General features: G+C 65.9%; 19 protein-coding genes. 8 read left to right on the forward strand and 11 right to left on the reverse strand.

Translation table 11 applies throughout. The features are described from left to right. Window positions 1-60 precede the first annotated feature (60 nt). Together BH683_RS02275 and BH683_RS02280 are read left to right on the forward strand one after the other, a co-directional pair. On the forward strand, window positions 61-3,369 hold the full coding sequence (locus tag BH683_RS02275; RefSeq protein WP_084834664.1) for an ATP-dependent DNA helicase: 3,309 nt from the start codon (window positions 61-63) through the stop codon (window positions 3,367-3,369). Next, window positions 3,362-6,739 (forward strand): UvrD-helicase domain-containing protein, encoded by a 3,378-nt coding sequence (locus tag BH683_RS02280; RefSeq protein ID WP_084834650.1) that lies wholly within the window; start codon window positions 3,362-3,364, stop codon window positions 6,737-6,739. Before BH683_RS02275 ends, BH683_RS02280 begins: the two co-directional genes overlap by 8 nt. A 31-nt stretch (window positions 6,740-6,770) precedes the next feature. On the opposite strand, the gene BH683_RS02285 is transcribed toward BH683_RS02280, so the two are convergent. From BH683_RS02285 to BH683_RS02310, 6 genes are all read right to left on the reverse strand, one after another. After that, window positions 6,771-8,312, reverse strand: coding sequence for a polyamine aminopropyltransferase (locus tag BH683_RS02285; RefSeq protein WP_084834651.1), 1,542 nt, complete (start codon window positions 8,310-8,312; stop codon window positions 6,771-6,773). A 30-nt stretch (window positions 8,313-8,342) separates the two neighbouring features. Continuing rightward, entirely contained in the window at window positions 8,343-8,756 is a 414-nt protein-coding gene (locus BH683_RS02290; protein WP_084834665.1) for a DUF350 domain-containing protein, read from the reverse strand. Between the two features lie 42 nt (window positions 8,757-8,798). Continuing rightward, window positions 8,799-9,314, reverse strand: coding sequence for a DUF4247 domain-containing protein (locus BH683_RS02295; protein WP_084834666.1), 516 nt, complete (start codon window positions 9,312-9,314; stop codon window positions 8,799-8,801). Between the two features lie 2 nt (window positions 9,315-9,316). Further along, a complete protein-coding gene (locus tag BH683_RS02300) occupies window positions 9,317-9,805 on the reverse strand; it encodes a DUF2617 family protein (protein ID WP_084834652.1) in 489 nt (162 codons plus the stop codon). A 2-nt stretch (window positions 9,806-9,807) separates the two neighbouring features. Continuing rightward, window positions 9,808-10,437, reverse strand: a complete 630-nt coding sequence (locus BH683_RS02305; protein ID WP_084834653.1) for a DUF4178 domain-containing protein — start codon at window positions 10,435-10,437, stop codon at window positions 9,808-9,810. 123 nt (window positions 10,438-10,560) lie between these two features. Next, on the reverse strand, window positions 10,561-10,962 hold the full coding sequence (locus tag BH683_RS02310) for a hypothetical protein (protein ID WP_084834667.1): 402 nt from the start codon (window positions 10,960-10,962) through the stop codon (window positions 10,561-10,563). A gap of 113 nt (window positions 10,963-11,075) precedes the next feature. On the opposite strand from BH683_RS02310, the gene BH683_RS02315 reads away from it, so the two are divergent. Both BH683_RS02315 and nudC read left to right on the forward strand, forming a co-directional pair. Further along, window positions 11,076-12,146, forward strand: a complete 1,071-nt coding sequence (locus BH683_RS02315; RefSeq protein ID WP_084834654.1) for a potassium channel protein — start codon at window positions 11,076-11,078, stop codon at window positions 12,144-12,146. A 64-nt stretch (window positions 12,147-12,210) separates the two neighbouring features. Continuing rightward, the gene (gene nudC / locus BH683_RS02320; RefSeq protein ID WP_084834655.1) at window positions 12,211-13,149 is read left to right on the forward strand and encodes an NAD(+) diphosphatase; all 939 of its coding nucleotides are present in this window, start codon (window positions 12,211-12,213) and stop codon (window positions 13,147-13,149) included. Here the strand turns inward: nudC and BH683_RS02325 are convergent. After that, window positions 13,146-13,370: a mycoredoxin gene (locus tag BH683_RS02325; RefSeq protein ID WP_084834656.1), complete on the reverse strand. Its 225-nt coding sequence runs from the start codon at window positions 13,368-13,370 to the stop codon at window positions 13,146-13,148. The genes nudC and BH683_RS02325 overlap by 4 nt on opposite strands. Before the next feature lie 495 nt (window positions 13,371-13,865). Between BH683_RS02325 and BH683_RS02330 the strand changes: the two genes are divergently transcribed. Both BH683_RS02330 and BH683_RS02340 read left to right on the forward strand, forming a co-directional pair. Next, entirely contained in the window at window positions 13,866-15,941 is a 2,076-nt protein-coding gene (locus BH683_RS02330; RefSeq protein ID WP_084834657.1) for an ATP-dependent DNA helicase UvrD2, read from the forward strand. 558 nt (window positions 15,942-16,499) lie between these two features. Then, window positions 16,500-16,790, forward strand: a complete 291-nt coding sequence (locus tag BH683_RS02340) for a WhiB family transcriptional regulator (protein ID WP_168186946.1) — start codon at window positions 16,500-16,502, stop codon at window positions 16,788-16,790. Window positions 16,791-16,869: 79 nt separating this feature from the next. Here BH683_RS02340 and BH683_RS02345 read toward each other — a convergent pair whose 3' ends face one another. From BH683_RS02345 to BH683_RS02355, 3 genes are all read right to left on the reverse strand, one after another. Then, window positions 16,870-18,186, reverse strand: coding sequence for an AarF/UbiB family protein (locus BH683_RS02345; RefSeq protein WP_084834659.1), 1,317 nt, complete (start codon window positions 18,184-18,186; stop codon window positions 16,870-16,872). A gap of 33 nt (window positions 18,187-18,219) precedes the next feature. Beyond that, window positions 18,220-19,119, reverse strand: coding sequence for a hypothetical protein (locus BH683_RS02350; protein WP_084834660.1), 900 nt, complete (start codon window positions 19,117-19,119; stop codon window positions 18,220-18,222). A gap of 104 nt (window positions 19,120-19,223) precedes the next feature. Continuing rightward, window positions 19,224-20,594: a zinc-dependent metalloprotease gene (locus tag BH683_RS02355; protein ID WP_084834669.1), complete on the reverse strand. Its 1,371-nt coding sequence runs from the start codon at window positions 20,592-20,594 to the stop codon at window positions 19,224-19,226. A 217-nt stretch (window positions 20,595-20,811) separates the two neighbouring features. Here BH683_RS02355 and BH683_RS02360 point away from each other — a divergent pair, with 217 nt between their 5' ends. After that, on the forward strand, window positions 20,812-21,846 hold the full coding sequence (locus tag BH683_RS02360; protein ID WP_084834670.1) for a PDZ domain-containing protein: 1,035 nt from the start codon (window positions 20,812-20,814) through the stop codon (window positions 21,844-21,846). A 22-nt stretch (window positions 21,847-21,868) separates the two neighbouring features. Here BH683_RS02360 and BH683_RS02365 read toward each other — a convergent pair whose 3' ends face one another. Then, on the reverse strand, window positions 21,869-22,483 hold the full coding sequence (locus BH683_RS02365; RefSeq protein WP_246833151.1) for a PPA1309 family protein: 615 nt from the start codon (window positions 22,481-22,483) through the stop codon (window positions 21,869-21,871). 269 nt (window positions 22,484-22,752) lie between these two features. Between BH683_RS02365 and BH683_RS02370 the strand changes: the two genes are divergently transcribed. Next, a complete protein-coding gene (locus tag BH683_RS02370; protein WP_084834662.1) occupies window positions 22,753-25,746 on the forward strand; it encodes a UPF0182 family protein in 2,994 nt (997 codons plus the stop codon). Window positions 25,747-25,873: the final 127 nt, after the last annotated feature.

A 25,873-nucleotide genomic window follows, 5' to 3' on the forward strand; every position in this document is an offset into this window, starting at 1 on the left:
CGGTCCTCCGTGACACCATCGTCGTAGCCAAGGAAAGGAGTGGGTGTGCCCGCATTGACGATGCGGCTGGTGTCGGCGCCGGTCGTGCCGGCACCCACACGCAGCTGGCCCCCGGCGGCAGCCCAGCTCATCGACGGAGTGACCGAGACGCCTCCAGGGTTCCGCCCTGTCCGGGTACACGGGGCAGCCGGCACCGGCAAGACGTCGCTGATCGTCGACATCGCGGTTGCGCGATTGAGCAATCCGGACATCGACCCCGAGTCGATTCTGGTCCTCGCCTCCGGCCGGCGAGCGGCCACCGAACTTCGTGAGCAGATCACGGCCCGGCTGCTCGCCCAGACACCGGGTGCAACCGGACGCGCTCCGCGGGCGACCCGAGAGCCGATCGTCCGGACGATTCACTCCTATGCCTTTGCTGTCCTGCGGCTGCAGGCCGCCGCACATGACAACCCGCCGCCTCGGCTGATCACCGGCGCCGAGCAGGACGCCGTCCTGCGCGAGCTGCTCGCGGGCGACATCGAGGACGGAGCCGAGTACTGGCCGGAGCGATTGCGGCCGGCATTGGGCACCAACGGCTTTGCTCAGGCGCTGCGCGACATGATGATGCGCGCAGCCGAGCGAGGGGTGGGCCCGGAAGATCTCATCGCGCTGGGGCGCACGCACAAACGCCCCGAGTGGCAGGCCGTCGGCAAGGCCTACCGGCAGTACGAGCAGGGAGGGCTGCTGCGGGGTGCCGTCGGTTTGGAGGCCCCGCAGGCCACAGCGCCTGCTGTGGATGCCGCCGAACTGGTGGGTTCCGCCCTCACGGCGTTCGCGACCGATCCGGAGTTGCTCCGCAGTGAGCGCGCCAGGGTGCGTTATCTGCTGGTCGACGACGCTCAGCACCTCGATCCCCAGGCGGCGACGCTGGTCCGCCTGATCGGTGCCGGAGCCGCGCAGGCGGTCATCGCGGGCGACGGTGATCAATCGATCTACAGCTTCCGTGGCGCGAGCTCCCGATTCCTCGACGACATCGCTGATCCGGATCGGGACGTTCTCCTGGACAACAATTTTCGTTCGACCAAGCCCATCAGCGATCTCGGGGGATCAATTGCGGCCCGGCTCCCGGGTCCGCGGCGGCGTCGTTCAGAGGCAGACGCCCCCGACGCTCCTGCGCCGGTTGTCCGTATCTATGGTTCCGCCGCGAAAGAAGCCACCGCCATCGCGGACATGATGCGTCGCGCGCATCTGTACGACGACGTGCCGTGGTCGTCGATGGCGGTCATCGTGCGTTCGGTACCGCGGGCGATGGCACCACTGCGGAGGGCGCTGCGCTCGGCGGGGGTCCCCGTCATGACCCCGGCGAGCGAGATCCCGCTGGCGCGGCAGCGGTCGGTGGCTGCGATGTTGCTGGCGCTGCGCGCGGTGGACGGACCGCTCGAACCGGCCGAGGTGCTCGAACTGCTCGCGGGTCCGATCGGTGGCGCCGACCCTGCGGCGCTGCGGCGACTGCGTCGCGGGGTGCGGCGCATCGAGACCGAGACCGGTCGTGACCGCGACTCCGGCACCGTGATCGCCGACCTGGTGAGCGGATCGGAGACCGCAGAAGCGCCGGATCAGCTCGATGTGACCGACTACCTCGACGGCCTCACCGACATCGAGAAGCGACCGCTGACAAGGGTGTTGGCAGTCATCGATGCCGCCCGGACGGCCGATGCCGCGCGCCGCAGCATCGAAGAGATCTTGTGGGAGGCCTGGCAGGCCACCGGCCTCGGGCAGCGTTGGTCGAATCAGGTGATGCGCCGTGACCACGGCCCCGGCGGCGCGCAGGCCGATCGAGATCTCGATGCGATGGTCGCTTTGTTCGACGCCGCCGCCAACTTCGCCGACAGTCTGCCCGCGGCCACCCTGGGCGGGTTCGTCGACTACCTCAGCGCACTGCAGATACCCACCGAATCGAGGATGGCGCAGTCGACCTCGGATGCGGTGACCGTTCTGTCGGCGCACGCGGCGGCAGGCCGGGAGTGGGAGGTGGTGGCCGTCGCAGGCGTACAGGACGGGTTGTGGCCGAGTCTGCGCAGTCGTGGAAGCATCCTCGGGACCGGGCAATTGGTGGATCTGCTCGACGGGGTCGACGCCGACGCGCTCGACACGATCTCCAGGACCGCGATGGCGTTGGCAGAAGAACGCCGGCTACTGCTCGTCGCGTGCAGCCGGGCCCGGGGCCGGTTGATGGTGAGCGCGGTCGATGACGGTAGCGGCGATGCGGCTCCGTCACGCTTCGTCGGCGAACTCGCCGCGGTGGTCGGTGGTGACCTCGATGATCCCGACGCCGAGCCCACCGAGCTGGAACTCCCGATCGAACCAGGGCTGCGGCGGGTGCTGTCGCTGTCCTCACTGGTGGCGGCGTTGCGCGCCGAAGTGTGCGCCTCGCCGGGCGAACCCGGGCCGCGTACGCAGGCGGCCGCGGATATGCTCGCCGAACTCGCGGACGCCGGAGTCCCCGGCGCGCACCCCGACGAGTGGTACGGCCTCGCCGGACCGAGCTCCGACATTCCGCTGTGGTCGGAATCATCCGGGCCGCTGACTCTTTCGCCATCCAGCGTCGAAGCGCTCGGTGCGTGCTCCCTCCGCTGGATGCTGGAACGGTACGGGGGCCGCGACGGCGATTCCAAACCCGCCGTCGCCGGCACGCTCGTACACACGCTGGTGCAGGCCGTGGCGGGGAAGATCCCACCCGATGACGTGACGGCCGCGCTGCGGCGCGTGTGGGATCAGGTCGACGTCGGTGCGCCGTGGTTCTCCCGGCGCGAACTCGAACGCACCGAGGAGATGCTCACCAATTTCCGTCAGTGGCTCAAACTCTCGCGCAGCGGGCTGACGGAGGTCGGCGTCGAGATGGACGTGGACGCACGTATCGAGGCCGCCCGGGTGGCCGATCCGGAGGGCGAGATCATCGACATGCCCGAAGTCCGTCTGCGCGGACGCATCGACCGGCTCGAGAAGGACTCCCAGGGTCGTCCGGTCGTCGTCGACGTCAAAACGGGCAAGAGCACCATCTCGGTGCAGGCCGGTCAGGATCACGCGCAGCTGGCCACCTATCAGCTTGCATTGAGTCTCGGTGGCGTGCCTGAGCTGGGGCCGGTGGAACCGGGCGGCGGCGCACTCGTCTACGTCAACAACTCGAACGGTAAAACCGGTGCAGCTCAGCGAGATCAGGAACCCTTGGGTCCCGAGCAGGTCGACCAATGGCTCGCCGTGGTCCGCGCCGCCGCACACCGCAGCATCGGACCGAACTTCGTGGCGACCGTCAACGACGGGTGCGGGCACTGCTCGCTCAAGTCGAGTTGTCCCGCCCAGCTCGAAGGGCGGACGGTGACCGATGGCTGACGCGACGACCACCAGGATCTCTGCGCGCGTCCTGGCCGGTGCTCTGGCCCTGCCGCCACCCACCGACGAACAGGTCGAGGTCATCGAGGCGCCGATGGAGCCGGTGCTCGTGGTCGCGGGCGCCGGTGCGGGCAAGACCGAGACGATGGCGTCGCGGGTGGTGTGGCTGGTCGCCAACCGGCTCGTCGAGCCCGACGGCGTCCTGGGGCTGACGTTCACCCGCAAGGCGGCGCAAGAGCTCGCAGCGCGTATCCGTAGACGATTGTCGATGCTCGCCGGGTCGTCGGCGATGGGTCGCTGGGACCCCGAGGGCACCCTGCGTGCCCAATTGCGGTCCGCCGACCCGCAGGTCAGCACGTACCACGCATACGCGGGCCGTTTGATCGCCGACTACGGGCTCCTGCTGCCGGTGGAACCCTCGGCGACCCTGCTCAGCGAGACCGAGCTCTGGCAACTTGCCTTCTCGGTGGTGGCCGGATGGTCGGACGATCTCAACACCCCCAAAACCCCTGGTGGAGTGACCGAATCGGTACTCAAGCTCTACGGGGAACTGTCCGAGCACCTCGTCGGCCTCGACCAGCTCGCCGCGGCCGGTGACGATCTGTACGAACTCATCAACACCTTGCCGCCCACCGGCAGACAACGTCCCGAGCCTCCTCAGAAACTCCGGAGCATTCAAGCCGTCATCGATGAGCGGCGTGAGCTGATCCCGCTGGTCGCCGCGCTCGGTCAGACCATGCGCGACGCCAACGTCCTCGACTTCGGCAGTCAGATGTCGCTGGCAGCGAAACTCGTTGCGACCCATCCGGAAGTGGCCGAGACCGAACGCGCCGCCATCGGTGCGGTACTGCTCGACGAGTACCAGGACACCGGGCACTCTCAGCGTGTTCTGCTCTCGCACCTCTTCGGTACGCCGCCAGGGGTTCTCTCGGGCAGCGGCATAGCCGTGACGGCGGTCGGGGACCCGATCCAGTCGATCTACGGGTGGCGCGGTGCCTCCGCGGCCAACCTGCCTCGTTTCACCACCGACTTCCGGTGCAGCGACGGCACACAGGCGCAGCGACTCGAACTGCTGACCAGCTGGCGTAATGCCCGCTATGCGCTCGACATGGCCAACGCCGCGTCCGAGGAACTCCGGCGTCGCGGTGTCCCGGTGAGCATCCTGCGGCCACGTGATGACGCGCCTGCGGGCACCATCGACCTTGCCCTGACCGAGACGGTGGTCCAGGAGCGTGCCTGGATCGTCGACCAGATCGAACGGGAGTACAACGCGGCCGGTGACGTCCCGCCCACGGTGGCGATCCTGGTACGCCGCAACGAGGACTCGGCTCCGCTGGCGGCGGAGCTGACCGACCGCGGCATCGCGGCCGAAGTTGTCGGTATCGGTGGTCTGCTCGGCGTGCCCGAAGTGCAGGACGTGGTCGCCATGTTGCGGCTGATGGCCGATCCGATGGCCGGCACCGCCGCAGTGCGACTGCTGACCGGGCCGCGCTGGCGGATCGGCGCGCGAGATCTCGCGGCGCTCTGGGCCAGGGCGCGCGACCTCGCGGCCGGGACCAACATCGTCACCGGTGCGATGACCAGTCTCGAGGAGCTCGACAGTGCACTCGATTCTGCGGTGCCGACGGAGACCGTCGATCAGGCCGGGCTCGGGGACGCACTGGCCGATCCCGGACCGGCACAGCGGTATTCGCCGGACGGGTATCGCCGGATCAAGTCTTTCGGCCATCAGTTGACGGTCCTGCGGGCGCGGATCGGGCAACCGTTGCCCGAGCTCGTCGCAGAAGTCGAACGCGTCACCGGCGTCGACGTCGAGGCCCAGATCCGGGCCCGCGACCTGCGTGGAAACATCACCGGGCGGGAACATCTCGACGCATTCGCCGAGTATGTCGCCGACTACACCGAACGGTCCGCGGCCACGCTGCCCGGCCTGCTGGCCTTCCTGGAATCGGCTGCCGACATCGAGAAGGGGCTCGAACCGGGCAAGGTGGAGATCGCCGAGGACCGCGTGCAGATCCTCACCGTACATGCGGCGAAGGGCCTCGAGTGGGATGTGGTGGTCATCCCACACCTGTGTGCCAACATCTTTCCCGGAGGCAAGGTCGACGGCACCTGGCTCGGCAGTGCTCGTGAACTACCGCCCGAGTTGCGCGGCGATCTGGCCGAGCGTGTCGGGGCGGAGGGATTCCCGCCGCTCGATCTCGGGGACCTCGAGAACCGCAAAGAACTCGAGGAGGCGATCGACGGCCACAAGGAAGCCCTGCGCAACCGCAAGTTGGAGGAGGATCGCCGGCTCCTCTACGTGGCACTGACCAGAACGAAACGGGCGCTGCTCATCTCCGGTCACCACTGGTCTGACAGCGGCGACAAACCGCGGGGCCCGTCCATCTTCCTGACCGAACTGCACGACATCGCCTGCCGGTTGATCGAGACCTCCTCCGACGGCGCACCCGGGATGACCATCGCGGGGTGGGCGGACGCACCCGAGGAAGGGGCCGAGAACCCGCTGGCGATGCTGACGACCGGGGTGCCCTGGCCTGCCGATCCGCTCGGAGCCCGTCGCGCGGGGACCGAACGCGGCGCAGACCTGGTCCGGGCGGCACTGCGGTCGCGGGGTGAGCCGGCTTTGTTCGACATGGGGGAGGACGGCGAGCCGACCTTGCTGGAAGAAGATCCCCAGGTCCGCGACTGGGCGAACGATCTGGCGGTGCTGCTCGCCGAACGCGCAGGCGAATACGGAACCGAGATCGAGGTGACGATGCCGCAGCACCTGTCGGTCAGCCAACTCGTCGAACTCGACAAGGACGAAGACGCCTTCGCCCGGCGGCTGCGGCGGCCGTTGCCGTTCAAGCCGAATCCGCTGGCGCGGCGGGGAACTGCCTTTCACGCCTGGGTCGAGCGCAGGTTCGGCGCCACCCGACTGCTCGACATCGACGAGCTCCCCGGCGCCGCCGATGCCGAGGGCGGATCGGACGCCGACCTCGAGGTCTTGCGCGAGCAGTTCCTGCGGTCCGCCTGGGCGTCCAGGAACCCGATCGAGGTCGAGGTGCCGTTCGAGACGGTCATCGCCGACACGATCATCCGGGGCCGGATGGATGCGGTGTTCTCCGAACCCGACGGCGGGTACACCGTCGTCGACTGGAAGACGGGCGCCAGGCCCACTGCTGCACAGGAGCATTCGGTCTTCGTCCAGCTCGCTGCGTACCGGTTGGCCTGGGCGGAGTTGACCGGCACCGAGCTGTCGAAGGTGCGGGCCGCATTCCACTACGTCCGGTCCAACACCACGCTGGAACCTGCGAACCTCCCGGATCGTGCCCAGCTGGCTGCCCTGATCCGCCGGGAGAAATGGTCGCAGGTGAACCCGGGATGACGCGGAATTCGGGGTGACGGGCCAGGCGACGTCAGTACGCCGACCACTCTGATTGCGAGTACTCGAGAATTCGCGGTTGCATCAGCGTCGACGCAGGCATCCGCAGTGGCGGCCGATCAAGCGGAAACGTACGAGCTGCCACCAATTCCTCGGGCGAGAGGAAACGCAGGGGAATTGCCGGGTCGACCTCGACTGCCGGGGGTCTGTCGCCTGCGGCCCCGAGGAAGAAACCCCAGTCGCCGAACGAGGGCACATCGACGTGGTACGCCTCGGTGGTGATCCCCGCCTCGGCGATGGTCTGGCCGATGCACCAGAAGGAACGTGGAGCGAAATACGGTGAGCCGGCCTGCACGACGAGCCTGGCCCCGGGCGCCAGGTGGGCGCGGATGAGGCCGTAGAACTCGACCGAATACAGCTTGGCCGTAGCTGTTTCATCGGGATCCGGCATGTCGACGATCACGGCGTCGTACATCTCGGCGTTGTGCCGAAGCCATTTGAACGCGTCCTCGTTCACCACGGACACCCGCTCGTCGGCAAGGGAATTACGGTTGAGCGCGGTCAGTCTCGGGTCGGTGGCCGCCAACTCGGTCATCCGTGGGTCCAGTTCGACCAGCTGCACGGACCGTACGTCGGTGTACTTCAGCACTTCCCGCAACGCCAGGCCGTCGCCACCACCCAGGATCAGCACCCGCTCCCGCTTCTCGGCGAGCGCGGGGTGAACGAGGGCTTCGTGATAGCGGTACTCGTCGACGCTGGAGAACTGGAGATCGCCGTTGAGGTAGAGCCTGGTGTCGGAGCCGTTGCCGGGAAGGGAACGGCTGGTCATCACGATGTCCTGGATCGTGGTCCGGACGGCGAGCACGATCGGGTCCCGATACAGTGCCTGCCTGGCGTTGACCTCGAAGGTGCTCGCGTAGAACATCGCTGCCACCAGCACCGCTATCACCCCGACAGATCCTGCGCCGACGGCCACCCTCTGCAGGCGCCCGAGGTCGCGTCCGAACACGACCAGAACCAGCGCTGCCCCCGCGACCGCGTTGATCATCCCGACCACCAACGCGCCCCGGATCTGACCGAGGAAGGGCAGCAGCAGGAACGGGAATGCCAGACCGCCCACCAGCGCGCCGACGTAGTCGGCAGCGAACAGGTCGGCGACCGCCGAGCCCGCCGATTGTGCGCGAATGCGCTGCAGCATCACCATCAGCAGAGGGATCTCGGCGCCGATCAACAACCCGAGCAGGAACGCCACGACAATCAGCGACTGGGTGTAGAGCGACATGTACGCGAACGCGCCGTACAGGATCAGCACCGACAGTCCACCGAGCAGCGCGAGAACGAGCTCGATGACGGCGAAACCGACGGCCGCGTGATTCTGGAGCGGTTTGGCGGCCAAGGATCCGATGCCCATCGCGAACACCATGACCGACAACACGATTGCGGCCTGCGTGGCCGTGTTGCCGATCAGGTACGAGCCGAGCGTGACCAATGCGAGCTCGTAGACGAGTCCGCACGCCGCGCAGATGAACACCACTGCGAGCAGCGCAGATCGTGCCGCCCGCCGCAGCGGTGGCATGGGCGTGATGGAGGTGGTCAACTGGCCGAGCTACAGCAGCGACGCGGCGATGATCAGACCGGTGCCGACGTGGACGGTGGCCGATACCCACACCGCTGGGTGGGGTTTGTCCTCCATCAGCACCTCGCCGAGGTCACCGGGCGAGAGCGCGTCCAGCAACACGAACGTCAGTGCCATGATGAGGATTCCGAGCAGGGTGTATATCGCCGTGTACACCAGTCCCTCGACGAGACCGCCCTGGCTGGCCGTGATCGCCGCGACGATGATGATCGCCACCGAGAACGCGTTGCTGGCGACCAGGATGCAGGCGTTTCGGTTGCGATCGATCCAGACCTGTTGCCGCAGTTTGCCCGGCGTCACCACGTCCACCGCGATGAAGCTCACGAGCATCAACAACACACCGACGCAGCTGTATGCCGCGGCCGATGCGAAATTGTCCCGCATGATTTCCCACTCCACTGTTGCCTCCCAGCTGTTGTTGAAGCGCTATTTTCCGGAACCGCCGCCGCCACCGCGATAGTCGGAGCCGCCACCGGAGTAGTTCGGACGCGACACCCAGAGAGGGCCGACGTATCCGCTGTAGTGCCGGTAGCCGGATTCGTAATCGTCGCTGAGCATCACGCGAGTCTTGTTGTCCTCGTACGGGAACAATCCGACGAGGTAGTCCGGATACTGCAAGAACAGTCCGGAGGTGCTGGACCCGGTCGTGGTGTCGGAGGCCGTACGCCGGTCCACCGGCTGCGCTACCGCGCTGATCTCGTCCGCCACCTGTTCGGGCGTGCCATCGGCGACGTAGGCATCGACGGAGGACTCGTCGAGGCTCGACTCACGGTTGTAGCTCTGCTGGATGTAGGCGCGGGCATCGGTGGCGCCTGATGTACCAGAGACACAGGAAAAGGCCAGCAGAGCAACGGCGATGAGCACGATGACCGCGATGATCCCGTTGCGTATCCGGTTCAGCGGCCGCCGGTCGTAGCCCCCGGCGGAGTGCTGCGAGGCCATCATCACGCTGCCTCGAACACGCTCGAGGTGATGACCACATCACCGGTCTGCGGATACGCATGCCAGGTATCCCACCGCGCCCGGTGCCCGAGGTCGGTGGCGATGATCGCCGTGAAGGCGTTGGGGTGGCCCGGGTAGTGCCCGATCAACGAATCCGGCCCGGCGGCCCGGCTCGACACCTGTGCGGTCAGCGTGGTGAGCGAGGCGGCATCGTGCCGCTCGATGCGCGAGCGGAAGGAGATGCTCCCGGTGTCGATGCTCGGAGGCAAGGCCGGGGAGCGCCCTGGGAGACAGGCCAGCGTCTCCACGATCTCGGTGTCTGCATTCACGACGCTGACCTGGTGGCTCGCACCGAGCAAACGCAGTGTGACACCGACACGTTCGAAGGCGCAGTACACACTGGACAGTGCCGGGAGCAACGGCTCGTCGAACGACAGCGAGAGTTGATCGGCCCCGGTGTCTGCGTACGGCACCGCGAGAATGGACTGCATGGTCAGCTCGGTCCGGTGTCGGCGGGAAAGATGCGGTACTCGGCGCGAGCGAGTACTTGACCGCGGGCGCACTCCCAGCCGGAGCCGAAGTCTTCGAACGACAGCCGATCATCGCCGGCGGCGTAGTCGTGATAGGACATGTTCCCCGTCGCCAGCCCGGTGGTGCCGAGAGAACTGAACCGGGCCGACCCGGCCTCGTCAGAGGTGTATCGGCGGCCCTCGACGTCGACGGTGTCCGGGCCGGGGGTCGCGGTCACTCCAGAGAGTTCTTCCCAGAGGACGACCTCGAGGTCGGGATCTTCTTCCACCGACACCCATGCCTTACGGCCGGTTCCGGTGTCCAGGAAGTTCTCGGTCCACGAGAAACCACTCTGCGACAGGGTCAGCGTCCCGCGGACCGCGAACGTCTCACCCCGAACCTCGACCAGGTCGCCGGGCTTGAGGGTGCGGGGGTCCCCGCGCACCGCGTCGTCGTCGGCCGAGGAAAAGGGGTCACGCGGCGCATAGGCACGGTCCCGCACGCCCTGCACCTCGCGTGCCTGGCGCTCACGCCGGTTCGCTATGACGTTGAACACCAGCACCACCGCGATGATCGCGAGAATGGCGATGATGATGATCAGCAGTGCTTCCATGCGAAGAACCTATCCAACACGACGCGGCTAGACACGGACGCATGGCCCGAACAACGGACACATGACCCGGCGCGTGCGCTGCCGACCTTCGCGTGCAGCAGCGCAGAGGCCGGAATCGACCGGCTACGCCTTCCAGACCTTCCAGCCGGCCCAGATCATCGGGAACTGCAGGGGCAGACGCCCCCAGGCGGCGATGCGGAAGGGCAGCGGCTTGTCCTTGAACATCCGGACCATGTTGATGTTGCCGGGGTAGACGCCGATGAACAGCAGGACCGACGCGAGGCCGGCATACCGGCGAGTGCTCGGCGCGAGCATCGCCGCCCCGACGGCGACTTCCGCCACCCCGGATCCATACGTGTAGGCGCGCGGCGAACCGGGGAGTTCTGGCGGAATGATCCCGTCGAACGGTGCGGGCGCCACGAAATGCAACACCCCCATGCCGACCAGCGCCGCCCCCATCCGCTCGGCCAGCTTGTTCTCGCCGGGAAATACCAACTGCCGCAACTTGTGCTCACGCTTGCTCATGGGTACACCTTGCACGATCACCTCGCCCGCCGCTGCCGAAAAGGGCTACAGTCGCCAACTGTGCGACAGCAAATACTGCGGCTCCACCTCGGTGGCCGTGCGGGGAGGCATTGATGGCGGGCGGGCGGCTACGCCGGCGCTTCAAGGACGATGAACTGACGGATATGCCCGACCACGCATTGGTCGGGGTCGTGCGCATCCCATCGATGCAGGAGAGCCCTGGACGCGCGATCAGCAAGCGCGTCATCTACGCGCTCATCGCATTGTTCGCCGCAGTGTTCATCGTCTATCTCGACCGTGACGGATATCGGGACGTGCAGGACAATGAGCTGTCGTTTCTCGACTGCCTCTACTACGCGACGGTGTCGCTCTCGACGACCGGATACGGTGACATCACGCCGTACACGCCGTCGGCCCGGCTGATCAACGTGCTCGTGATCACGCCACTGCGGGTGATGTTCCTGATCGTCTTGGTCGGTACCACCCTCGAGGTACTGACCGAGCGTTCGCGGCAGGCACTCAAGATCCAGCGTTGGAGGAGCAAAGTGCGTAACCACACTGTGGTGATCGGTTATGGAACCAAAGGCAAGACCGCGGTGAAGGCGATGATCGCCGACGGCCAGAAGCCCTCGGAAATCGTTGTCGTCGACGGCGATCAGACGGTCCTCGACAACGCGGCCGCCAAGGGGCTGGTGACGGTTCGCGGCGACGCGACCCGCTCGGACGTACTTCGCCTGGCCGGCACCCAGCACGCGTCGGCCATCGTGGTCGCCACCAACCGCGACGACACGGCGGTGCTGGCGACGCTGACAGCGCGGGAACTGGCACCCAAGGCGAAGATCGTGGCCTCCATCCGAGAGGCAGAGAACACCCACCTGATCCGGCAATCCGGCGCCGACTCCGTGGTCGTCAGCTCCGAAACCGCGGGCCGCCTGCTCGGACTGGCCACCAGCACACCCACTGTCGTGCAGGTGATCGAGGACCTGCTGACACCCGACGAGGGATTCGCCATCGCCGAACGGGACGTCGAACCCGAAGAGGTCGGCGGTTCGCCTCGGCATCTGCCTGAAATCGTCCTCGGCGTGGTACGCGACGGCAAGCTGCACCGCGTCGACGACAGCAAGGTCGACGCCATCGAGAACGGTGACCGATTGCTGTACGTTCGGCAAGGCCCGCCGGACTAGTCCCCACCGCTCCATCTGCCGCGCACCATCAGGAGGAAACCGATTGCCGCGCTTTGAGTTCGAGATGCCACCGATGTTGTCGCGGGCCGTGTACGACCGTGCCGACGAGATCAGGCACGACGAGCAGCGGCTGAAGGCCAAGTGGCCTGATGCGCTACTGCTCCAGATCGATCCGTCCGGCCGCTATCCGGTGGGGGAGGACGGCCTCGGCTGGATCATGGCCCTGGACGCCGCCGACGAACCGCCGCCGGAAGCGGTGTTCCTCGGTCTGCACCCCGAAGAGGGGCGCGATATGTGGGCGATGCGCTTCGACATCATCGACGGACCGAAGGACGACCCGCGCCGCGGTGCGCAACTCCTCGGCGCGAACGAAGCGGGCATTCTCTCGACGGCGCTCGGCGTCCTCAATTGGCATGACAACGCCCGGTTCTCACCGGTCGACGGGGCGCGCACCGAGCCGGCCAAGGGCGGATGGGTCCGGCGTAACACGATCAGCGGCAAAGAAGAGTTCCCGCGCACGGACCCGGCGATCATCACCGTCGTCCATGACGGCGCCGACCGCATCTTGCTCGGCAGGCAGGCGCAATGGCCCGATCGCTGGTTCTCGACACTGGCCGGATTCGTCGAGCCGGGGGAGTCTCTCGAGCAGTGCGTGTTGCGTGAGGTGCACGAAGAGGTCGGGCTCGACACCTGGGATCCGATGTACGTGGGCTCCCAGCCGTGGCCGTTCCCGCGGTCGCTCATGCTCGGCTTCGAGGTGACCGCAGACCCGGATCAACCCCTCGATTTCATCGACGGCGAGATCGCGGCCGCCGAGTGGTTCGACCGCGACGAGGTGATCACGGCCATCGAAGCCCAAGAAGAGTGGATGGGTTCGGACGGCAAACCCATCGTCGACGACGCCCGACTACGTCTGCCCGGGTCCATTTCCATCGCCAGTGCCCTGATCAGGGCCTGGGCCTATACCCCGGCCCCCGATCAGGTCACCCGAGACCAGGGTTAGACACCCAGCTTCTTGCGCACGTCCGCGACGGTGGGGTTGGTCGCCGTGCTGCCATCGGCGAACTTGACGGTGGGGACCACATGGTTGCCACCGTTCACGCTGCCGACGAAATCCGCGGCGGCGGGATCCTGCTCGATGTCGATCTCCACCCACTCGATGCCCTGGCCTTTGAGGCCCATCTTGAGGCGCTTGCAGTAGCCGCACCAGGTGGTGGTGTACATGGTCAAAGTCGCGTTCTCCGTAGTCACGCTTACATAACACCACGGTGGGGTCAGGTGTTCCTGATGGAGTTGTCGAGCGGGCCTTTGCGTGCGTCGAGCGGGCTCTTGTGGAGGTCGAGCGTGCCTTTACGTGCGCTGAGCGTGCCTTTGCGTGCGCTGAGCGTGCTCTTGTGTGCGTCGAGCGTGCTCTTGCTGTGGGCAGGTTTGTTGTTTGCCTCGCCGGCTGTGTTGTCTCGCTCCGCTTCGCTACGCGGGGCGTGCGGCCCTTTATCGCGTGCTCTTCCTCAGTCGGCTCAGTCGCTGCGCTCCCTCGCTCCCTCGTCCAGAACACGCGGGCCGCACGCGGGCGGGGCGAGTTCGCTCTGCTCACCGTCCCTTGGTGGCCTGCTGTTCAGCGTGGCAATTATGCCGCCGAGCGGGCCGTAAATGGCGTCTTGTGTGCGGCGCTTGACCCGCCGGGTCAGCTCTGTCGGCAGCCGTTGGAATACTGGTGCCATGAACGCCTCACTGGACCCTCAACAGCAGGCCGCCGTGCTGGCGCCCCGCGGACCGGTCTGCGTGCTGGCCGGCGCGGGAACCGGTAAGACCCGCACGATCACCCGTCGCATCGCCCATCTGGTGGGCGACGGTCATGTCCGCGCGAGTCAGGTCCTCGCGGTGACGTTCACCGCCCGCGCCGCCGGTGAGATGCGCACTCGACTGCGTTCCCTCGGAATCTCGGGCCAGGGAAATGCGGTGCAGGCTTTGACGTTCCATGCTGCTGCGCTGCGGCAACTCCGTTACTTCTGGCCGCAGGCCATCGGTGAGAACCAGTGGGAACTGCTCGACAACAAGTTCCCCGTGGTCTCGCGCGCCGCCAGATCTGCGGGCGCACCGACCACCACGGATACGCTGCGTGACCTGATCTCGGAGATCGAATGGGCCAAGGGTTCGCTCATCGGGCCCGCCGAGTATCCGGCGATGGTCGCCAAATCGCGCAGGGAAGCGCCTTTGCCCGCCGAGCAGGTCGCTGCCGTGTACGAGCGATACGAGCAACTCAAGGTGTCCTCGTCGGGAGATCAGCTCCTCGATTTCGACGATCTGCTCTTGATGACCCGTGCGATTCTCGACGATCACCCGGTGCTCGCGGAGGAGTTCCGCGACCGCTATCGGTGCTTTGTCGTCGACGAATACCAAGACGTCACACCCGCCCAGCAAGCCTTGCTCAACGCCTGGGTCGGGGAGCGGGACGACCTGACCGTCGTCGGCGACGCCAATCAGACGATCTACTCGTTCACCGGCGCCACCCCGAGCTACCTCCTCGACTTCTCCCGGCGCTTTCCCGAGGCCATGGTGGTGCGCCTCGAGCGTGACTACCGGTCCACCCCGGAGGTCGTGAGCCTGGCCAACCGGGTCATCGGCGCGGCGCACGGCAGAATCGCGGGCACCCGTCTGCAACTCATCGGGCAACGCCCCAGCGGGCCCGAGCCGGATTTCGCCGAGTACGCGGATGAGCCCGCCGAGGCCACCGCGGTCGCCAGGTCGATCAAACGGCTGATGGCGCAGGGAGTTCCGGGCTCGGAGATCGCCATCCTCTACCGGATCAACGCCCAGTCCGAAGCCCATGAGCAGGCGCTGACCGCCGCGGGAATCCCGTACCAGGTGCGTGGTGGCGAGGCGTTCTTCTCGCGGGCTGAGATCCGGCAGGCCATGCGGTCGATCAACCAGACCGCAGCACGCGACGATCTGCCCGCCGACGCCGACACGGTGACCCTCCTGCGCGCGATCCTGGTGCCACTGGGGCTCACCGACGAACCGCCCGCAGGTGCACAGGCGCGGGAGCGGTGGGAGTCGCTGCTGGCTTTGCAGAAGATGACCGAAGACATGCTGACCGAGGACGCGGAACTGACCCTGACCGAGGTCGCGCGCGAGCTGTCCGCGCGATCGGAGGCTCGGCACCCACCGACCGTGCAGGGTGTGACGCTCTCGTCGCTGCACGCCGCGAAGGGGCTCGAGTGGGATGCGGTGTTCCTCGTCGGGCTCGTCGACGGATCACTGCCGATCAACCAGGCCGTCAAGGCAGGCGATGACGCGATCGAGGAGGAACGCAGGCTGCTCTACGTCGGCGTCACACGCGCTCGCGAACACTTGCAGATGTCCTGGGCTCTGTCACGCAACGAGGGTGGCCGGGCGTCTCGGCGGCGCTCGCGGTTCCTGGTCGATCTGGTTCCGGAGAACTCGCCGGCGTCCCGGATCGCGGAACCGAAACGCAAGAAGTCAGGACCGCGGTGCCGGGTCTGCGGCAAGCCGTTGCTCGGCAAGACCGCGTCCCTGCTCGGCCGGTGCGAGGGTTGCCCCTCCGACCTGGACGAAGGTCTGTTGGTTGCGCTCAAGGAATGGCGCTCCGGTCGCGCAAAGGAACAGAAGGTCCCGGCGTACGTGGTCTTCTCGGACAACACCCTGATCGCGATCGCCGAGCAACAGCCCGGCGATGTGCCTGCACTGGTGGCGATTCCGGGCATCGGGGCGAAGAAACTCGACCAGTACGGTGAAGACGTCCTCGCGCTCGTCCGGGACATCGGGACGGGATAGCTCGACGCCGGATGGATCGGCGACCGAGGAATCCGAGAAACTGCAGGTCAAAAATAGGTTGTGCGATCTGGACGCCCACGTTTACTGTGGACAACAAGACGGCGGGGGTCGCATCGATCTGCTCGATCGGCCCACCAGCCACACCACGCACTGAATGTGCACGCGATTGCAAGGAAGGGGAGAGGCCCGATGAACGATTTGTTCACCACCGCCGAGAGCGCTGTCGAACATGCCGGCATGGCATGCGGTTCGTGGCATCGGACGCTGCCCCTCGCCCAGCGCCCCCGAACCGGACAAGCGCATCATCGCGCAGTCGCCGTGAAGCCGGAATTTCTGGCTCCCAAACCAGCGATTTCGGCGGTAAACCGCTCAGCGTTCCCCGTGGACAGAGTGTTGATCTGACCTAATTCAGACTCCATTCGAGGCCACGGCGAATCGCGACAGCGAACCCGTGGCCTCTTTTGTGTTCTAGGAACATCTGTCCGTTCCACCACCACTGAAGTGCCCGGGTCTCAAACACAACATCCGACAAGCACATTCGACAGTGGAGGAATACTGATGACCGAGTTACTCGAGTCGTGTATCGGCGGCGGTCTCGCACTGGACATCGCCAAAATGGAACTTCCGTGCCAGTTCGCGGACGCAGACCTGTGGTTTTCGGAGAACCCAGGTGACCTCGAGCAGGCAAAGGCGCTGTGCGTCGACTGCCCGCTGCGACGGGAATGCCTCGCCGAGGCGCTCGACCGACGCGAACCGTGGGGCGTGTGGGGTGGCGAGATCTTCGACCAAGGTGTCGTGATCGCCCGCAAGCGTCCTCGTGGCCGGCCGCGGAAGAACCAGGCTGCATGACAGCGACCGTAGGGATACGAAACGGGCGGATACGAGAGAAGTCTCGTATCCGCCCGCTTGTATCGGTGTGAGAGCCGGATCACTCTGCGAGGCCGGTGACCCACCGTTCCATGATCGCCCGGTAGGGCGCCTCGGCATCGAGTTGTGCGGCGATCCCCACGCAGCCTCCGAGGACTCGGAAGACCATCACATATTCTTTGGGGCAGTTCAGGTTTCGTGAGGTCTTGTAGACATCACCGCGAGGGTCCGATGCTGCTCCTGCCGCCCTCTGCAACCACTTGCGGGTGAAGTGGAACGACTCGCTGTAGAGCGGATCGACGTAGGGCCGCAGATACGCCTCGAGATCTTGCGGAGTCACCTTGTCCTGGTGCGAGCGCTGGATGAAGTTGGCTCGCACCATCTCTTCTTTGAGCTGGTCGTACTTCTTGTCCCGGCACAGTCGCAGAATCGGTCCGGTGGCCGCGGGGAGGCCGTCGGGATAGTGGCCGACGGCGCCGAAGTCGAGGATGGCCATCCGGCCGTCGGCCTGGAACTGGAAGTTCCCCGGGTGCGGATCTCCGTGTACGAGACCGACCCGGCTCGGCGAGCTCACCTCGAACTCGGTCATCTTGGCGGCCGCGGCGTTACGTTCCTCGACCGTGCCCTCTCTGATCACCTTCGACATCGGGATGCCGGTGATCCATTCGGAGACAACCACTTTGGGCGCCGACGCGACCACCTTCGGTACCACGAAATCGGGATCGTCCGCGAACGCCTTGGCGAAGGCCCGTTGGTTGTTGGCCTCCTTGGTGTAGTTCAGTTCGTCCTCGGTGCGTTCGATCAGCTCGTCCATCATGGACTTGACGTCAGTTCCCGGGGAAAGGCGTTTGAGCAGGCCGGTCATCCGGGACATGGTCTTGAGATCGGCCTTCAGAGCGTGGTCGGCGCCCGGGTACTGCACCTTCACCGCCACCTCGCGGCCGTCGTGCCACAGTGCCTTGTGCACCTGACCGATGGACGCCGACGCTGCCGGTTCGTCGGAGAACTCCTTGAACCGTTCGCGCCACTTGGTCCCGAGCTGGTTGTCGAGCACGCCGTGAACCTTGGCTGCGGGCAGCGGCGGTGCTTCCGCCTGCAGCTTCGTCAATGCATCGCGGAACGGTTCTCCGAACTCTTCCGGGATCGCGGCTTCCATGATCGAGAGCGCCTGCCCGACCTTCATCGCGCCGCCCTTGAGTTCGCCGAGAACGGCGAACAGCTGTTCCGCGGTCTTCTCCATCATGTCGGCGGCTATCTCGTCTCGGTCCCCACCCGCGAGTCTCTTACCGAAGCCGGAGGCCGCCCTTCCGGCCACCCCGAGCGGAAGCGAAGCGAGTTTCGCATTTCTGCGTGCCCCACCTCGTGTGATCTCAGCCATTGAGTTTCCCCTTTCCAATGTCCCGAGCTTAGTTCACCAGGCTGACCGGCAGCCGCAAAGCGGATGCGGTGGCCAGTGCCGTACCACCATCGATGACGGGTTTGCCCGGAATTCGATCGTGGTGTTCAGGGTCGATGGCGGGGGCGGGTCCACCTGGCCCGAGCGAGAAAGCGCGGCGATTTGTTCGATTTGCGCTGTCGCGACGGCGACGGTCCCGGCGATGGTGGCAGAGCCGGCCCACCCACAGGTTCCCAGCAGTTGCGCGCTGACGGTCGGCCAGTCGCGATCCTGGTCGGTGCGGTGATGATCGGCGCAGTGCAGGCAGCTCGTCAGGCCGGGCAGCACCAGCGGACCGATGACCCCCACGCCGTCACGCAGTCGCACCATGAGGTGAGGAATGCGATGACGCATGAGGCTCGACACCAGCCACGGGTCGTGCGTGAGGTAGTCGGTCAGCATCACCAGGTCTGTCGCCCAGGCCGACACCCGGTCCTGATGGACCATTGGATCGTGGTCCTCGGTGTCGATGAGTGAAGGTCTGCGCACTGATCGCGCGAGGTCGACTCCGGCTCCGTCTAGAGCGCCTGAGATCGCGATTGCCAGCGGCCCCGAGCCGTGGACCCGCACCCGTAGCCGGGTGGACGATCCGGCGCACTCCCGATGCGCCACGCCGGCGACGACGAGGTTGTCGAGCAGCTCAGCCAGCTCGGGCCCGGACAGACCTGCTTCGGTGGCCGCGACCTCGACCTCCGTCGGTGGTCGCCCGCTCGTCATCGATCGCAGCAGCCTCGCGAGCCGGGCGGAGTTCACGCGCTCGGACGGTTCGACGATGATCGCCGTGTCCGGGTCGCAGCCCACCTGGATGCGTCCACCGGGCCTGACGAGGACTGCGACGCCGGGACGGAGCACAGGGAAGGAGGTGGTGACGGCCATGACGTCACCCAATCAGGGCGCAATCCCGTGCCGCGCACATCGCACCGTGGTTATCCACAGCCCGCATCGGCACTGAGCTGCGAAGACCGGCGGCTACCGAGAAATCAGGCGGTCGGCTTCCCGCCCTCGTCGTCACCGGTGTTTCCCGGCTTTTCCCCGCGTTTCTCCGCTTCGTCGGCGATGGTCTTCTCGAGCTGGGCGATCGGGTCGTCGAAAGGATCGACGCCGCCGCCTATGACTCGGTCGATGAACGCCGCAGGATGGTCGAGATCGTCGGCGTCGGGGACGAGATCGGGGTGAGCCCACACGCCGTCGCGGGTCTCGATATCCGACGACTCGAGGAGTTTGGACCACAGGTCGGCGGCCTCGCGCAGCTTGCGGGGACGCAGCTCCAACCCGATCAGCGTGGCGAACGTCTCTTCTGCCGGACCGCCGGTGGCGCGGCGTCGGCGCATCGTCTCCGTGAGCGCACCCACGGAGGGGATCCGGTCCGAGAGCGCCTGGGAAACAACGGTTTCCACCCAGCCCTCGATCAGGGCCAGGATTGTTTCCAGACGGGCGAGGGCGTGTTCCTGAGCGGGGGAGGTTTTCGGTTCGAACGCTGCGCCACCGGCCATGAGGTCTTGGAGCTTGCTCGGATCCGACAGCAGCGCGGTCGGGTCGATGCCGGCGGCAGCGTCCTGGATCCCCGAGAAGTCGATGCTGATGCCGCGCGCGTACTCCTCGACCGTGGAGAGCAATCGTTGCTTCAGCCACGGAACGTGGGTGAACAGGCGCACGTGCGCGGCTTCTCTGGCGGCGAGGAAGACGATGATCTCCTGGCTCGGCTGCTCGAGCCCGTCGCTGAAGGCAGCAACGGCCTCGGGCAGCAACACGGCCATGCCGGAGGGGGCCAGCGGAAGGCCGATGTCGGTGGAGGTCAACACCTCTTTGGCGAGCTGACCGAGCCCCTGACCGAGTTGGGTGCCGAAGGCCATGCTCCCCATCTGGCTGACCATCCCCATCATGGGTCCGGCGAGTTCTCGCGCCTCTTCGGGGAGATTCTTGGTCCAGGTTCCGGCGATTTGTTCGGCCACCGGATTGCACAGCGTCTTCCAGACCGGAAGCGTCTTCTCCAGCCATTCCACGGAGGTCCATGCCTCGGTCGCGCTGACGCCGGCGGGCAGCGTCGTGACATTGTCGAGCCAGACCTCGGCCAAACGCACCGAGTCGGTGACCGCAGAGGTCTCCCGGTCGCTGACGGGACTGTGCTTACCGATCTGCTGGCGCGCCAGTTGGGTGGCCACCTGGTAGTTCACCGGTTCGCCCCCGGCCCCGGTGCCCATTCCGGCGCCCATGCCGGAGAGCATCTGACCGAGTTGCGACAGCATCTGACCCAGCTGGTTGGGGTCGAAGTCGCCGGGCTTCTTGCCGGACGAGTCACCGTCCCCGTCATCACCGGAAGCGGCCGAGAATCCGAAAGGCAAGTCATTCATGACCTCCACGGTACCGGCGGTCGGGTCGCATTTCGGATCGAACTCATCCGCTCTCCGCGAAAGCCGACCGGCACTGCCGGGGTGAGCGTGAATCGGTCGTCGACGCCGAACCTCTACGCTGGGCGACGTGAAAGAGCAGTCTGTTGATCCGGGGCCCGAGCACGGGCAGGAATCCACGACACAGGACAGGCCGACTCGCGAGGGTCGTCGCTGGAGGATCGCACCGGGTTATCGGCGTATCGCAACGCTGTTCGTCGCGTTGGCCTTCCTCGTCGTGTTCGTGCTCCTCGGCACCCTCGTCCGAGTGCCCTACGTGGCGCTGGGCCCCGGACCGACGGTCAACACCCTGGGATCGGTCGACGATCGGCAGGTCGTGGCGATCGAAGGTGAACCCACCGACCCGACGACCGGCAATCTCAACCTGACCACCGTCTCGGTGACGGACGGTCTGACGCTGTTCCAGGCGATCGGGTTGTGGCTGTCCGGAGACGACGAGCTGCAACCGCGCGATCGGGTGTATCCACCCGGCAAGTCCAACGAAGAGGTCAGCCAGGAGAACCGTCAGCAGATGACGGGTTCGGAGAACTCGGCGACCATTGCGGCCCTTGCCTTTCTGGGGCGCCCCCTCGACCTGGTCGTGGCAGGAGTCGACGACAAGGGTCCGTCCGCCGGACAACTGCAGCCCGACGACGACATCACCGCGGTGAACGGGAAACCGGTGGAGACCTCGGTGGCCCTGCGCGAAGCAGTTGCCGCCCTCGCGCCCGGTACCGAGGTGACCCTCGATGTCCTGCGTGCCGGCGAGCCCGCCACGGCGACGGTCACCTTGGCGCCCAACCCCGACGACGCACAGAAGGGGTATCTGGGAATCTCGTTGTCGGAGCAGAACGGTGACCCCGATCTCGACATCTCCTTCGACGTCGGCGAGATCGGCGGACCGTCAGCGGGTCTGATGCTCACGCTGGCAATCATCGACAAACTGAGCCCGGGCGAGCTGAACGGCGGCGAGTTCATCGCCGGTACCGGCACGATCGACTCGTCAGGCGACGTCGGCGAGATCGGCGGCATCACCCACAAGATGCAGGCAGCCCGGGAGGCCGGGGCCAGCGCATTTCTCGTACCGTCCGGCAACTGCGCCGAAGCGAAATCCGATACACCCGACGGTCTGACGCTGGTGCGGGTCGACACCCTCGATGACGCCATCGCGGGGCTGGCCGATCTGCGAGAGGGCCGCACCCCGCCCAGCTGTTGAGTGGCAGGCCTGCTGACCTGGCTCACTCCTCGTCGGGGGTGTTCTCCAGGGTCGCCGCGAGCGCCAGGACGAGATTCGGTGCCATGTTGGGGTGCGAGAGCAGTTCGATCGGAGCGTCGTCGTCGGCTTCGACGTCGTCGACCCCCGGTGCCAGCTGCAACAGGCTCAGATTGCGCCCATCACGCAGCACCGCGGCCGCGAGCCGGGCCTGGCGGCTCTCCGGATGTGCGGCCGCTGCGCTGCGGGCAGCTTGGTCGGCGGAGTCGGGATCGGCCAGCAGCGGACCCAACGCGTCGTCGAGATCGTCCTCGGCTTCGGGTGGCAGAACGATGATCTCCTGCACCAACGCGCATCCCGCCACCTCCGCAGGCCAGCTGGTGGTGGCGAGTACGTGTTCGAGCTCGGCCATGCCGCTGTCGGGGGAGACCGGCAGCGGCGCCTGTTCGATCAGTGTCAGCTCAGAGGTGTCGTGCTCGTCCACCCAGTCGGGCTGGGTATCAGCCAGGAGGGACGTCGGCACCAGGGCGAACAACTGCGGGGGTTGGCCCCATCCGGCCGCGTCGACGAACTCGACGACCTCGCGGATCGCGCTGCCCAACGCGTCGGGGGAGAGCACAGGTGGTTGCGATTCGGTCACAACACACATAGTGGCATCTATCGCGGTGTTTCCGATGTAGCCACCATCTGCGCAGGCCCCCGGCCCGGATGATCCGGCACAGGCTACACAAGCTGCGGGCGGCTCTCAGGTAGCAATCGGTACTGTTCTAGGCGAATGCGCAAAGTTGTGTCGAACCTGACTCGTCTGACCGCCTTCGACCGCCCAGCACAGGCTGCGGGGCGCCGCAAAGTAAAGTGTTGGTCAAGTCCGGTTGCGGTGCTCCGGCATAAAATTATGGAGTAACACTCGTGGGTATCCGTGGTCCGGCAGCAATGCCATCGCTGTCGCGGCGCAGTAAGGCGCTGATCGCAACGGCCGTCATCGTTCTCGTGGTCCTGTTGGTGGGTCCGCGGTTCATCTCGATCTACACCGATTGGCTGTGGTTCGACGACATCGGTTATCGGTCCGTCTTCAGCAAGATCATCTGGACGCGGGTCGCGTTGTTCGGCATCTGCGGCGTCGTCGCCGGGCTGATCATCTTCGGCGCGCTGTGGCTGGCCTATCGCAGTCGGCCCGTGTTCGTGCCGACCAGTGGCCCAGGCGACCCCATCGCGCGCTACCGCACGCTGGTGATGAGCCGCATCCGCTGGTTCACGATCATCCCGACAGTGCTGGTCGGTCTCCTCGCAGGCCTCGTCGCGCAGGGCTCGTGGTCGACCGTGCAGATGTTCTTGCACGGCGAGAGTTTCGGCATCAAGGACCCCGAGTTCAACCTCGACGTCGGGTTCTATGCGTTCGATCTGCCGTTCTACCGCTTCGTGCTGAACTTCCTGTTCGTCGTCGTGGTCATCGCCTTCATCGTCAGCCTGGTGACCCACTACATCTTCGGTGGGATCAGGCTGGCCGGCCGCGGCGGCACCTTGACCAACGCGGCGCGAATCCAGCTGGCGGTCATCGCGGGCACGTTCCTGTTGCTCAAGGCGGCGGCGTACTGGCTCGACAGATACACCTTGCTCTCCAGTACGCGTAAGCAAGAGATCTTCACCGGTGCGAGTTACACCGACATCAATGCGGTGCTGCCGTCGAAACTGATCCTGATGGCGATCGCCGTGATCTGTGCGGTGGCGTTCTTCGCCGGGATCATCCTGCGGGACCTGCGAATCCCCGCGCTTGCAACAGCCATGATGCTGCTGTCCGCACTCGTGATCGGCGTCGGCTGGCCGGCCGCGATGGAGCAGTTCTCGGTCAAGCCGAACGCCGCGGAGAAAGAGGCCGAGTTCATCGGCCGCAACATCGCGGCCACGAAGCAGGCGTACGGGATCGGGCCCGATCGAGTGACCTACGACGACAACTGGACCGCCGAACCGGTCAACCAGCAGTTGGTCGACGCGGACGAGCCGACCTTGTCGAACATCCGCATCTTGGACCCCAACATCATCTCGCCGGCGTTCACCCAGGTGCAGCGCCAGCAGAACTTCTACGGATTCCCCTCGCAGCTCGCCCTCGACCGGTATGAGGTCGATGGCCAGATGCGTGACTTCGTCGTCGCCGCACGTGAGCTCGATCCGAGCCGTTTCGAGGCCAACCAGCAGAACTGGCTGAACAAGCACACCGTGTACACGCACGGCAACGGTTTCATCGCCGCGCCTGCGAACCAGGTCAACGAAGCTGTGTCGAACGTCGACGACGTCGCCAGCGGCGGTGGCGAACCGGTGTTCTATGTGAGCGATCTCAGGAATTACGAAAGCGACGATTACAAGGCGAACGCGCCCATCAAGGTGACGCAGCCGCGTATCTACTTCGGCGAGCTCATCTCCAAGGTGAACCCCGACTACGCGATCGTCGGTTCGGACAACGGGGAGAGCCGCGAGTTCGACACCCCGGATTCGACCTACACGTACTCCGGTGAAGCCGGTGTGCCACTGTCCAACTGGTTCAACAAGTTCGCGTACGCGGTGAAGTACACCGAGCGGAACCTGCTGTTGTCGGGTGCTATCAACAAAGACTCGAAGATCATCTACAACCGCGATCCCCGAGACCGCGTGGAGAAGGCAGCGCCCTGGCTGACCGTCGATTCGAAGACCTATCCGGCCGTGATGGACGACGGATCGATCAAGTGGATCGTCGACGGCTACACCACGCTTGACGCGTTCCCGTACGCGCAGTCGACGTCGCTGGAAGATGCGACAACCGATGCACAGCAACTGAATCAGGGCCAGACCGGCCGAACCCAGGTCAACAAACAGGTGTCGTACGTACGCAACTCCGTGAAGGCGACGGTCGATGCGTACTCCGGTGAGGTCAAGCTCTACCAGTTCGACGATCAGGATCCGGTCCTCAAGACCTGGATGAAGGTCTTCCCCGGCAGCGTGGAACCGAAGTCGGAGTTCGACAAACTCGACGATCTGAAGGAGCACGTCCGGTATCCGGAGGACCTGTTCAAGATCCAGCGCGAGCTGTTGACCAAGTACCACGTCGACAACCCGCAGACGTTCTTCCAGGGCGACGCGTTCTGGTCGGTTCCGAGCGATCCGACCGACAGCGCCGCAGTCACGCAGGGACTCGATCAGCCGCCGTACTACTTCGTGGCATCTGATCCCGAGACCGGAAGGCCGTCCTTCCAGCTCACCGCAGTGCTGAACGTCTTGAAACAGGAGTTCATGGCGTCTTACCTGACGGTGTCGTCGGACCCTGGCAACTACGGCCGGATCACCGTCAAGGACCTGCCGGCGACGCCACAGCGTGAGGGACCGAAACAGGTGTTCAGCGCGATGGAGACCGACGGGCGCGTGGCCGAGAGTCGAAAGAATCTCGAGAACACGGCGGACGTGACATTCGGTAACCTGCTGACGCTCCCGGTGGGTGACAACGGAATCCTGAACGTGGTGCCCATGTACGCACAGGCGAAGAGCACCGCGGGCACGTTCCCAAGGCTGTTCCGTGTCATCGTGCGGTACGACGGCAAGATCGGCTATGCGCCGACCGTTGCGGGTGCTCTGGCCGGGGTGGGGATCGATCCATCACGGGTGACCCAGGTGCCTGGCGCCGAAGGCTCGCCGCCCGAAGGGCAGCAGCCGATTCCGGGTCAAACTGAACAGCAGGGGCAAGCTCAACCGCCGGCCAACGGCAACGCTCCCGCGGTTCCCGCATCTCCTGCGCGGGACGCGGCTGTCCAGAAGATGGACGCTGCGCTGAGTGCGATGCAGGAAGCGTTGCGGACGGGCAACTTCACCGCCTACGGACAGGCCCAGACTGACCTGCAAGCGGCGGTCGAAGAATATGAGGCATTACCGACGAGTTAGCGTTTACGCAGCTCAAGGTAGGTGAGCGGCGTTACAGGCGAGCGATTTGCAGATCGGATGCGCCCGCCTGTAACGTTGTGTTCACCGCCGCGGGGTGGAGCAGCTCGGTAGCTCGCTGGGCTCATAA

Source organism: Williamsia sp. 1138 (genome assembly GCF_002095435.2).
Classification (GTDB): Bacteria; Actinomycetota; Actinomycetes; order Mycobacteriales; family Mycobacteriaceae; genus Williamsia.

What these genes read in the sequence shown, in the direction of transcription:
- BH683_RS02345 (WP_084834659.1), bottom strand. Translation starts at nt 18,186, where the DNA reads ATGGCTGAGATCACACGAGGTGGGGCACGCAGAAATGCGAAACTCGCT.
- BH683_RS02290 (WP_084834665.1), bottom strand. Translation starts at nt 8,756, where the DNA reads ATGCGGGACAATTTCGCATCGGCCGCGGCATACAGCTGCGTCGGTGTG.
- BH683_RS02310 (WP_084834667.1), bottom strand. Translation starts at nt 10,962, where the DNA reads ATGAGCAAGCGTGAGCACAAGTTGCGGCAGTTGGTATTTCCCGGCGAG.
- nudC (WP_084834655.1), top strand. Translation starts at nt 12,211, where the DNA reads ATGCCACCGATGTTGTCGCGGGCCGTGTACGACCGTGCCGACGAGATC.
- BH683_RS02280 (WP_084834650.1), top strand. Translation starts at nt 3,362, where the DNA reads ATGGCTGACGCGACGACCACCAGGATCTCTGCGCGCGTCCTGGCCGGT.
- BH683_RS02330 (WP_084834657.1), top strand. Translation starts at nt 13,866, where the DNA reads ATGAACGCCTCACTGGACCCTCAACAGCAGGCCGCCGTGCTGGCGCCC.
- BH683_RS02355 (WP_084834669.1), bottom strand. Translation starts at nt 20,594, where the DNA reads ATGAATGACTTGCCTTTCGGATTCTCGGCCGCTTCCGGTGATGACGGG.
- BH683_RS02340 (WP_168186946.1), top strand. Translation starts at nt 16,500, where the DNA reads ATGACCGAGTTACTCGAGTCGTGTATCGGCGGCGGTCTCGCACTGGAC.
- BH683_RS02315 (WP_084834654.1), top strand. Translation starts at nt 11,076, where the DNA reads ATGGCGGGCGGGCGGCTACGCCGGCGCTTCAAGGACGATGAACTGACG.
- BH683_RS02285 (WP_084834651.1), bottom strand. Translation starts at nt 8,312, where the DNA reads ATGCCACCGCTGCGGCGGGCGGCACGATCTGCGCTGCTCGCAGTGGTG.
- BH683_RS02325 (WP_084834656.1), bottom strand. Translation starts at nt 13,370, where the DNA reads ATGTACACCACCACCTGGTGCGGCTACTGCAAGCGCCTCAAGATGGGC.
- BH683_RS02275 (WP_084834664.1), top strand. Translation starts at nt 61, where the DNA reads ATGCGGCTGGTGTCGGCGCCGGTCGTGCCGGCACCCACACGCAGCTGG.
- BH683_RS02305 (WP_084834653.1), bottom strand. Translation starts at nt 10,437, where the DNA reads ATGGAAGCACTGCTGATCATCATCATCGCCATTCTCGCGATCATCGCG.
- BH683_RS02295 (WP_084834666.1), bottom strand. Translation starts at nt 9,314, where the DNA reads ATGGCCTCGCAGCACTCCGCCGGGGGCTACGACCGGCGGCCGCTGAAC.
- BH683_RS02300 (WP_084834652.1), bottom strand. Translation starts at nt 9,805, where the DNA reads ATGCAGTCCATTCTCGCGGTGCCGTACGCAGACACCGGGGCCGATCAA.
- BH683_RS02350 (WP_084834660.1), bottom strand. Translation starts at nt 19,119, where the DNA reads ATGGCCGTCACCACCTCCTTCCCTGTGCTCCGTCCCGGCGTCGCAGTC.